The organism is uncultured Campylobacter sp. (assembly GCF_937997535.1).
Lineage (GTDB): Bacteria > Campylobacterota > Campylobacteria > Campylobacterales > Campylobacteraceae > Campylobacter_B.
Genome location: NZ_CALKTT010000039.1, coordinates 19,954 through 28,096 on the forward strand (window position 1 = coordinate 19,954; position 8,143 = coordinate 28,096).

At 45.8% G+C, this 8,143-nt stretch carries 5 protein-coding genes and 5 tRNA genes; 1 reads left to right on the forward strand and 9 read right to left on the reverse strand.

Annotated features, from left to right (window positions below):
- Positions 1 to 121 precede the first annotated feature (121 nt).
- The 8 genes from Q0117_RS03770 to Q0117_RS03805 all read right to left on the reverse strand — a co-directional run bounded on the left by Q0117_RS03770 (position 122) and on the right by Q0117_RS03805 (position 7,309).
- Complete coding sequence (locus tag Q0117_RS03770; protein WP_297922747.1) at positions 122 to 2,848, reverse strand: TonB-dependent receptor plug domain-containing protein; 2,727 nt, start codon at positions 2,846 to 2,848, stop codon at positions 122 to 124.
- Between the two features lie 330 nt (positions 2,849 to 3,178).
- Complete coding sequence (locus tag Q0117_RS03775) at positions 3,179 to 5,920, reverse strand: insulinase family protein (RefSeq protein ID WP_297922751.1); 2,742 nt, start codon at positions 5,918 to 5,920, stop codon at positions 3,179 to 3,181.
- Between the two features lie 214 nt (positions 5,921 to 6,134).
- Entirely contained in the window at positions 6,135 to 6,377 is a 243-nt protein-coding gene (locus Q0117_RS03780) for a hypothetical protein (RefSeq protein WP_297922754.1), read from the reverse strand.
- 329 nt (positions 6,378 to 6,706) lie between these two features.
- Positions 6,707 to 6,794 (reverse strand) — tRNA-Ser (locus Q0117_RS03785).
- A gap of 59 nt (positions 6,795 to 6,853) precedes the next feature.
- The gene (locus tag Q0117_RS03790; protein WP_177387338.1) at positions 6,854 to 7,009 is read right to left on the reverse strand and encodes a hypothetical protein; all 156 of its coding nucleotides are present in this window, start codon (positions 7,007 to 7,009) and stop codon (positions 6,854 to 6,856) included.
- 21 nt (positions 7,010 to 7,030) lie between these two features.
- Positions 7,031 to 7,104: transfer RNA gene (locus tag Q0117_RS03795), tRNA-Cys, on the reverse strand.
- Positions 7,105 to 7,120: 16 nt separating this feature from the next.
- A tRNA-Leu gene (locus Q0117_RS03800) sits at positions 7,121 to 7,207 on the reverse strand.
- 27 nt (positions 7,208 to 7,234) lie between these two features.
- Positions 7,235 to 7,309 (reverse strand) — tRNA-Gly (locus Q0117_RS03805).
- Between the two features lie 135 nt (positions 7,310 to 7,444).
- Between Q0117_RS03805 and Q0117_RS03810 the strand changes: the two genes are divergently transcribed.
- Positions 7,445 to 7,520: transfer RNA gene (locus Q0117_RS03810), tRNA-Ala, on the forward strand.
- A 251-nt stretch (positions 7,521 to 7,771) separates the two neighbouring features.
- Here the strand turns inward: Q0117_RS03810 and Q0117_RS03815 are convergent.
- The gene (locus Q0117_RS03815) at positions 7,772 to 7,915 is read right to left on the reverse strand and encodes a hypothetical protein (RefSeq protein ID WP_297922757.1); all 144 of its coding nucleotides are present in this window, start codon (positions 7,913 to 7,915) and stop codon (positions 7,772 to 7,774) included.
- Positions 7,916 to 8,143 lie beyond the last annotated feature (228 nt).

Consider the following 8,143-nt stretch of genomic DNA (forward strand, 5'->3'; position numbering starts at 1 on the left):
CGGAATTTTAAGGAGCGCGGCGTGAAATTTGAAATTCCGCGAAATGCCGTAAATTTCAAAAAAATTTCACGAAATTTCGCGGAGCCCTGAAATTTTAAAAGCTCCGCAAATTTAGCTTACGCTACCACCGAATGCCCGCTTCCAGCCAAAACTGCCTGCCCGCCTCATAGACTAGATCGAGCGAGATGTCGCTGCTGAGTCTTGCTTTGTTGCGCTTATTTAGGACGTTGTAGATGTCTAAATTCGTAAAAAATTCCACCTCGCCCGCCATCTTTTTAGCGTATCCGATGCGCGTATCCCAGCTGTAGCTTTTGCCGAGATTTACCTTTTCGTATTTATCGTATCTGGCAGGATACTTGCCCGCAGGCGTTTTGCCCGTGCGGGCGATCGCCTCTTGCGAGCCTTTAAACGATAGGAAGTTATTCACGCTAATGCCGTAGCTTGGGATTTTCGTGATGATGTTTAGGCTTGCAGTCCAAGGTCTGGCGTAGTCCTGCGCCGGAAGCTCCGATAACCTCATCAACCTCCCGTCGTATTCGACGATTTTTTCATCTTCAAGCGTTTCTCTATCAAGCTTCTCATCGTAAATGGTATTATTGGTCTTCATCCTGATATGCTCAAAGCCCAGCTCAAAGCCGTTTAGCGTACCGAAAGCCTCGTAATCATCGATCGTCTTAACGCCGAAAGTTAAAATTTTATTTTCGCTTCTGCCGTCGTTGGTGAAGGTCTGGTAGTTGTTTTGGTAGTTCGGATCCGGCGCTAGACCTAGATCTCTTCGCGTAGATTTGATGATCTGATCCCTGCCCTTGCGGCTTACGTATTTGCCGAAAAACTCGAAATTCCCAAGCTTTTGCTTTGCCCCGAATACCAGCTCATCCTCATAAGGCACCCTTAGCTCGTTAAATTTAGTTAGAGATGGGTCTTTTGGCAGTTGCGTCCAGTTTTGAGTATAAGCATTGCGTGGACGCGTGTAGGTAGTGGCAAGACCCTCTCGACCCTCTCTTAATTTGTAGGTAAAGAGATTGCGCCCGTAGTAGCGGTTTGCACCGAAGCTAAGAATAGAATCGCCGTCGCCAAAAATATCGTAGTAGCTGTTAAATCTCGGCGCTACAGTCGTTTGTTTCATATAATCGTCCCTGCTTAATCTTACGCCCGGTCGCAAGGTAAGATCATTGATTTTTATCTCATCCTCCAGATAAACCGCCAAGCTCTTCATATCCACCTTGGTATTGCCCTTGTAATAGCTTTTCTGCGTAAAAAACTGACCGCTTCTACCGAGCCTCGCAAAAGAATCGTCTATAGAGCAGAGTTCATCATTCGGATCGCAAGCATTTACGCCCGCAGGTAGCGGTGCTATTCCGCTGGCGGTCATAAATTCTTTTCTTACATTAAATTTAGCCTCTTGCTTTTTAAACTCAAAGCCCGTGATAAATCTATGCTTGCTGCCGCCTAGATCAAATTCGTTAAACTCTAGATCTGCGTTGTATGAAAGGCTCTTTTGCGTCTGATCGAGATCCCCAAAGCCGCCCTCTATCGCCGAAGCAGAAAAAATTTTACTGCCCCAATTTTTTACGTTTGAGTATTGCCAAGCCCTGTAATATTCATTCTCGGCATCACGCGAACTCTCGAGCTTGCTGTAGGATAAAATTTGATTAAACCTAGCGAAATCGCCATCGTAGTCGGTTTTAAGCGCTAAATTTAAACCTCCCGATTTCATATCTGCGTATGAATCCTTGATATGGTCGTTAAACATCTTGTTTCGCTCGGGTGCGTAGGTTACGCTCGGCGTGATAGTTAGGCGGTCGCTTGCATACCAGAGCGCTTTTAGGAAGTAGTTGTCTATATTTCGCCTCTGAACTCGCTCGGTGATGGTCGTATCGGCGTTGTATCTTCTGTCGTAGGCCTTGAGCGGAATTTTACTTCTAGTGTTGGTGTAGCCGAACATCAAGCCCAGATCCTCTGTAACGGTGCCCTCTAAATTTAATCTCGTGATCCACTTATCAAATCTCGGCTGATTTAGCGGCGTAGCGGAGTTTTCAAAGTTTTGCTCATCGCCGTAGATATGGTATCTGGTCCAGCTATCCTCGGTGTGCTGCATCGAAAATTTGCCGTGAAAGCCCGCGCGAGGATCTCGCGTCTTAGCCTCCACCACGCCGCCGGTAAATCCGCCGTATTTTGCCGAGACGCCGCTATCGTGCACCTCTACGCTTCGTAAAAAGTCGCTATCGATCGCCATACCTTGCGAGACGGAATTCATCGTATCAAACGCCGAAAAGCGCGTAGGATTGCCGCCGGGGTTTCTAGCGGGATCGAGGTCATTATTCATATTCGCGCCGTCGAGCATAAAGTTATTTTGCCAATACTTCGCGCCGTTGATGCTGATGTTTGCGGGGCTGATCTCGCCTAGCGTCGTGCTTTGGCGGTTCGTGGAGCTGAATTGCACATTTGGATTGGTGCGCAAAAGCTGCACGAAGTCGCCGTTGCCGCTAGGCATCGACTCGATCATCGTCCTACTTATCTTTTGCGTACCGCCGTAGCTATCGCCGACGCTCGTAAGGCTCGAGTCGATATTGCCGACAACTACTATTTCGGGAAATTTATAACTATTTATCGCCGCAGCGGAGCTTCGCGCCTCCGAGCTTTCTTTGATAGAAGCGCTCCTGGTTGCGTTATTTTCAGACGAATCCTGCGCGATGCCTAGACTGCAAAGGCACGCCGCGACTATTAAGGAGCGCGCAAGCCCCCCCCCGCAGCGATTTTGAGTGGATTTCTCGCCTTTTACGGAAGCGGAATAATTGCGGCCTGCGCCGCTTTTACATGGCTTACAGGCCCAAAAACCGACAATCATTTTTTCTCCTTTTTTTGAAAATAAAAATTAAGACTGAGGAAATTTAGCCAATAATATTTTAAATTTCAATAAAAGTGATAACAATTATACAACTTATGCAAACAATAGAAAAAATGTAACAAAATAGCGGTATATCGGCGAGATAAATCTATTCCAAAATAAAATTTATCTAAAATCTATGCGCGATGCAGATAGATTTAATTGAGCTTTATTCTTGAGTTCGTTTTTAAACTGCATAAATTTACGAAGCCGAAATTTGCCGTGCAAGCGCCGTTAAATTTAAATGCGCGGAATAAATTTAACGAGCAAAATTTAAACGCGCCGAGCCCGCTAGAATTTCGGCGCATTTATCCTCACGGTTTCATCGGTATCAAAAATATAGGTCTGCGCCGCCTCCGCGATATCCTTTGGCGTGATGGAATTTATGATCTTTTCAAAGGTCTTAAAATCGGCGATCTCCTCATTCCAAAGCGCGTATTTTACGAGCGCGTCGTTCCAAAACTCGGGGCTTTCGCGAGCGATGCGAGCCGTGATAATCTGAGATTTTTTAAAATTTTCAAGATGCCGCGTTACGTCCGATCCGCCGCCTGCGATTTCTACAAAAATTTCTCTGATTGTGGATAAAATTTGATCCGTGTTTTTCGGTGCGCAGGAAAACGAAATATGAAGGCTCGAGTGCCCGTACGGGATGCGGCTTAGGCTCGAAGCGACCGAAAAGCCGTAAGTACGCCCCTCGTCCTCTCTGATGCGCTCTCTAAGTGCTTCCTGAAGCACCGAAGCTAGGGCTGAAATTTTAATTGCATTTTCAAGCGAGTATGGAGCGGATCTGTTTATCGCGGTAAGCGCGACGTCGCTTCTAGGGGAGTTTTGATAGTTGCGCATAAAAACGTGCCGTCCGCTTAAGCTGCGGATGCCGTCATCTTTAAAATCCTCGCGTTCGCCGCGAACAGGCAGGTTCGCCAGATATTTTTTTATGAGGGCTTCGGCGTCTTTTAACTCAAAATCGCCGCTAAGTACGAAAGTGTAGGATGCGGCGTTGCTAAATTTATCATAGACGATCTTTTTTAACTCTTCCGCGTTAAGAGCTTTGATCTGCGCAGCGCTTAGAGGGCGCATTCGCGCATTGCCGCCGTAAAAAAACTCGCTAAATTCCCTGCTAAATTTATATCCGGGCAATTTCTCGTTTCGCGCAAGTTCGTCGAGCGATTTGATCTTTAAATTTTGCAGTGCTTTCTCGTCCATGCGCGGAGAGCTAAGCTCTAAGTTTATCGCTTCCAGCAGCCATTTTAGATCCCGCGAGCCGCAGCTTCCGTAAAATCCGTGCGAGAACGCGGAGATATTTTTGCGGTAATTCACCTGCCGCCCGCTTAAAATTTGCGAAATTTCATAATTGTTAAACTCGCCTGCGCCGCTTTCGTTTGAAAGCATCGCGGCAAAACTGCCAAGCCCGGGATGCGCCAGATTGGACATTCCTCCCCTGCTTACCGCGGCAAACGAGATGAAATCCTTGCGCGTCTTAAGTGGCTTTAAGATCACGGTCGCGTTATTTTCAAGCAGGTAGGTATAAAATTTAAATCGCGGATCAAAGCTCTTGCTTAAAATTTTGCCCTCAGGCAGGTTTTTAGAAACCAAGCTACCCGGCAGCTTTTTATGCGCGGCATGCGTATTTATCGCCCTGGCGCCATCCTGCAACTTCTTAAATTTGGTCTCATCCAGATTGTATCCGGAGCCGCTAAATACGCTTGCGTGCACCTCGCTTAGATCCGTCAGGCGCCTAAATTCTAAATTTAGCTCCTCTAGGCTGATCTCGCGCAGCAGTTTTACCTCCAAATCTCTCTGTTTTGCGGCGCTAGGCAGAGCGGCTCCTGATTTTACGGCATGAAGAATCTCTCTTGAAAAAAACGCGGAATTTGCGCTTTTTCTGCGCTCGAAGGCGCTGTGCCGCGAGCTGATCAAAGCATCCTTCGCAAGGGCGAAATCGCGCGCATCAAAGCCGCTATCTCGCAAGCCTTTGATTAGCCCGAGCGCCTGCGAGATCGCGCCGTCAAAGTCTCCGCCCAAAACGGCGACGTCAAAGCTATAGATCGTTTTTTGAAACTGCAAATTCGACCTGGAAAAATTAACTCGCAGCAGCGCGCCTTCGCTAGCCTTCGCTCGCTCATAAATCGTAGAGATGAGGCTTGAGATAAGTTCGCTTTTTAAAATTTTTCTCGCATTCGCCTCGCTGCTTGGGGGCGCAAATTCCTCCCAAAACGAAATTTTGACGGAATTTAGCGATGTTTCGTTCGTATCGTAATTGTAAATTTTCAAACCCTGCCTAGACGGAATGGCCATATCCTGGCGAGCGTAGGAGTTTGTATTTTTAAGAGGCGAAAAATTTTGCTTTAGCAATTTTAAAATTTTATCCCTTTTGAAATCACCCACGGCTATAAATTTCATAGATCTGGGCTGGTAAATTTTTTGATAGAGTTCCTTGATTCGCTGCGCGCTTACGGATTTTACGACCGCCATATCGCCGATCGGCGCACGATTAAAATACGCGCTGCCGCCATAAAGCTCCTCATCCATCCGCTCGTAAAGCCTTGCGATCGGCGTATCGCGGCTGCGCGCCTCCTCGATTATGACGCCTCTTTCTTTTACGAGCTCGAGCGGATTGAACTCCACTCCGTCCGCAATCGAAGCAAAAATTTTAAAAACGTCCTTTAAATTTTCTTCGCTAACCGCGATGCTAAGCGTGTAAATCGTGCTGTCATATCCCGTCTGCGCATTTACGTCGGCGCCGAATTTCACGCCCAGGCTCTGCAGTTTTTTGATGAGCTCATTTTTGCTAAAATCGCGGCTTCCGTTAAAGGACATGTGCTCTATGAAGTGCACAAGCCCGCGCTCATCAGGGCCCTCATCGATCGAGCCCGCATCCACGATCAGATAGAAAACGGCGGAATTTTTGGGCACGGAATTTTCTAAAATATAGTATTTAAGCCCGTTTGGCAGCACTCCCCGCAGGACGGCTCCGTCCCACTCAAGCGCAAAAGCTCCCACACAAAGCAGTAAAAATAGTAAAATTTTTCGCATTTAAGCCTTTCATTTATTTCTAGTTAAATTCCGTCTCGCAGATATTTGGCAGACTTTTCTCTTTCGGCTTATCAAACTGCCTGCCTGCGCCATTCTGCGCTATTGTTTAGATTTGCTCGCCCCGATTGCTAGCCTGCGATATTTCTTAAATTTGCCAACTTTTAAGCCGCCTGTTCGCTGCGCTAGTCCCGGTCTGATTGCGAGCGTATCGGTTCTAGGCTTGCGCTACGCGGCTTCCCTCGTTTATTTTATCACTCAGAGGTACGCAGGCGCATTTGATCTTTATCTGCGCGACGGCACGGCAGTACGGCGGCGCGCTCGCGCAAGATAAATTTTGAAATTTACTTGCACCCAGTCTAAATTTAAAAAGCGCGAGTCGGTAAATTTTAAATTTACGTCTGGCATTGCAGCTGCTAAACTTTGAAATTTCATAGCTAAATTCCGCAGCTAAGCCCACGACCGCTTTCTGGCAGACGGGCGAGTATTTAAATTTAGCATCGCCCTTGCTCTTACTGCGCGCTATTTTAGCACGGGTTAATCAAAAAAACTTCCGATGTTTCATCCATCAATACGACCGCAATGCACTCGAGTTTAACACGAACCTACTAAAAGCTCCTCGGCATATTTTGACACCTACCGCCGTATAACATTTGGCGCGCGCACGAGCCGCCGCCTACGCCGCCTGCTACGAGATAAAATTTTAGCCTAAAGAGCATTAAATGAAAATTAGTATAAATAAAATGTGAAATTTTTGAAGTTAAAAGGGAATTTCGGATTAGATTAAAATGGCCGGGAGATAGGGATTCGAACCCCAGGAGGCTTTCACCTCAACGGTTTTCAAGACCGCCGCTTTCGACCGCTCAGCCATCTCCCGATTAAGGGCGGGTAGACCCCGCCGAAAGTTCGCGCAGATCAAGACCTGCGCGCGCAATTTTATTCGGTTTTTTCTCCGACCCACTCGGCGCCGTTGTGAACCTTTTCTTTGGTCCATTGAGCCGCGTTGTGCGAATCCTCTTTTACGCCGTGCCAAGTATTAGAGCACCCGCTAAAAACCATCAATGCCAAAAGAGCCGCTAGTATGTATCTCATAATAACTCCTTTTTTAGGATCTGGAGGCGACACCCGGATTCGAACCGGGGATCAAAGCTTTGCAGGCTCATGCCTTACCACTTGGCTATGTCGCCGCGCCGGCTTATTAGGTGGTGCCCGGAGCCGGACTTGAACCGGCACGGAAAAAATTCCGAGGGATTTTAAGTCCCTTGCGTCTACCGATTCCGCCATCCGGGCACGTTTAATACAAAACAGAATGTAAAATGGAGCGGGAAACGAGAGTCGAACTCGCGACATCAACCATGGCAAGGTTGCGCTCTACCACTGAGCTATTCCCGCGCAAAGAAATGAAATATTACCCAATGCAAGCTTAAAATTTCATTTTATAGCGGCTTTTACGGAGAAAATTTTAGCGTAGCACCGTAATTTAAAAATTTTGTAAGTAAAATAATGTAAAATTACAAAATCTTTATTGGGGTTATAGCTCAGCTGGGAGAGCGCTTGAATGGCATTCAAGAGGTCGGCGGTTCGATCCCGCTTAACTCCACCATTTAAGCTACTTTTAATTTTCAATTACTTCTTTTAAATCTCTTTTGCTTCCTTTAAATACGGATATTTAGGGCTTTTAGTAATTTTAATTATTTTTGTTTCTTTTTATGTTATAATTGTTTTAGAATAATTCAGTTGTTTATTAGGTTAGTTAAAACCTATTAGGTCAGTTTTACAGAAAGAGCAATGATATCGACCAAAAGCCCTTTGACGCATATATCGCACAAAAACGAAAAATGGTATAAGCGAGAGCTATATCGCAAAAATCATTAAGATGAACGAAAAATATATATCTCCATCTTTTGACGAGCGCAATATAAAGACGATGAAATATAGCGATATTTTAGAATTTTGAACCAAAATAATCCAAGTTCTAGTCGTCTCGAAACGCTTCATCACCTAATAAACGATATAGAAAAGTCTTTGCAATAAATTAAATTTTAATGGAAGGAGAGATTATGTCAGTTGAAGAAGATATTGTGTTTATAGATGAAGATTACGTAAATATCGTACCGCAGGATCTGCTGGAGCGCGGTATACGATTAAGGGAAGAGTACGGAATTTATGATATCGCTTGGAGATTTGACGATGTAATGGAGGTACTAAAAATCGCAAGAGATAGAG

Bases quoted from the DNA above. Each gene is read 5' to 3' on its own strand.
- Q0117_RS03815 (WP_297922757.1), bottom strand. From the start codon at position 7,915: ATGAAGCGTTTCGAGACGACTAGAACTTGGATTATTTTGGTTCAAAAT.
- Q0117_RS03775 (WP_297922751.1), bottom strand. From the start codon at position 5,920: ATGCGAAAAATTTTACTATTTTTACTGCTTTGTGTGGGAGCTTTTGCG.
- Q0117_RS03770 (WP_297922747.1), bottom strand. From the start codon at position 2,848: ATGATTGTCGGTTTTTGGGCCTGTAAGCCATGTAAAAGCGGCGCAGGC.
- Q0117_RS03790 (WP_177387338.1), bottom strand. From the start codon at position 7,009: ATGAGATACATACTAGCGGCTCTTTTGGCATTGATGGTTTTTAGCGGG.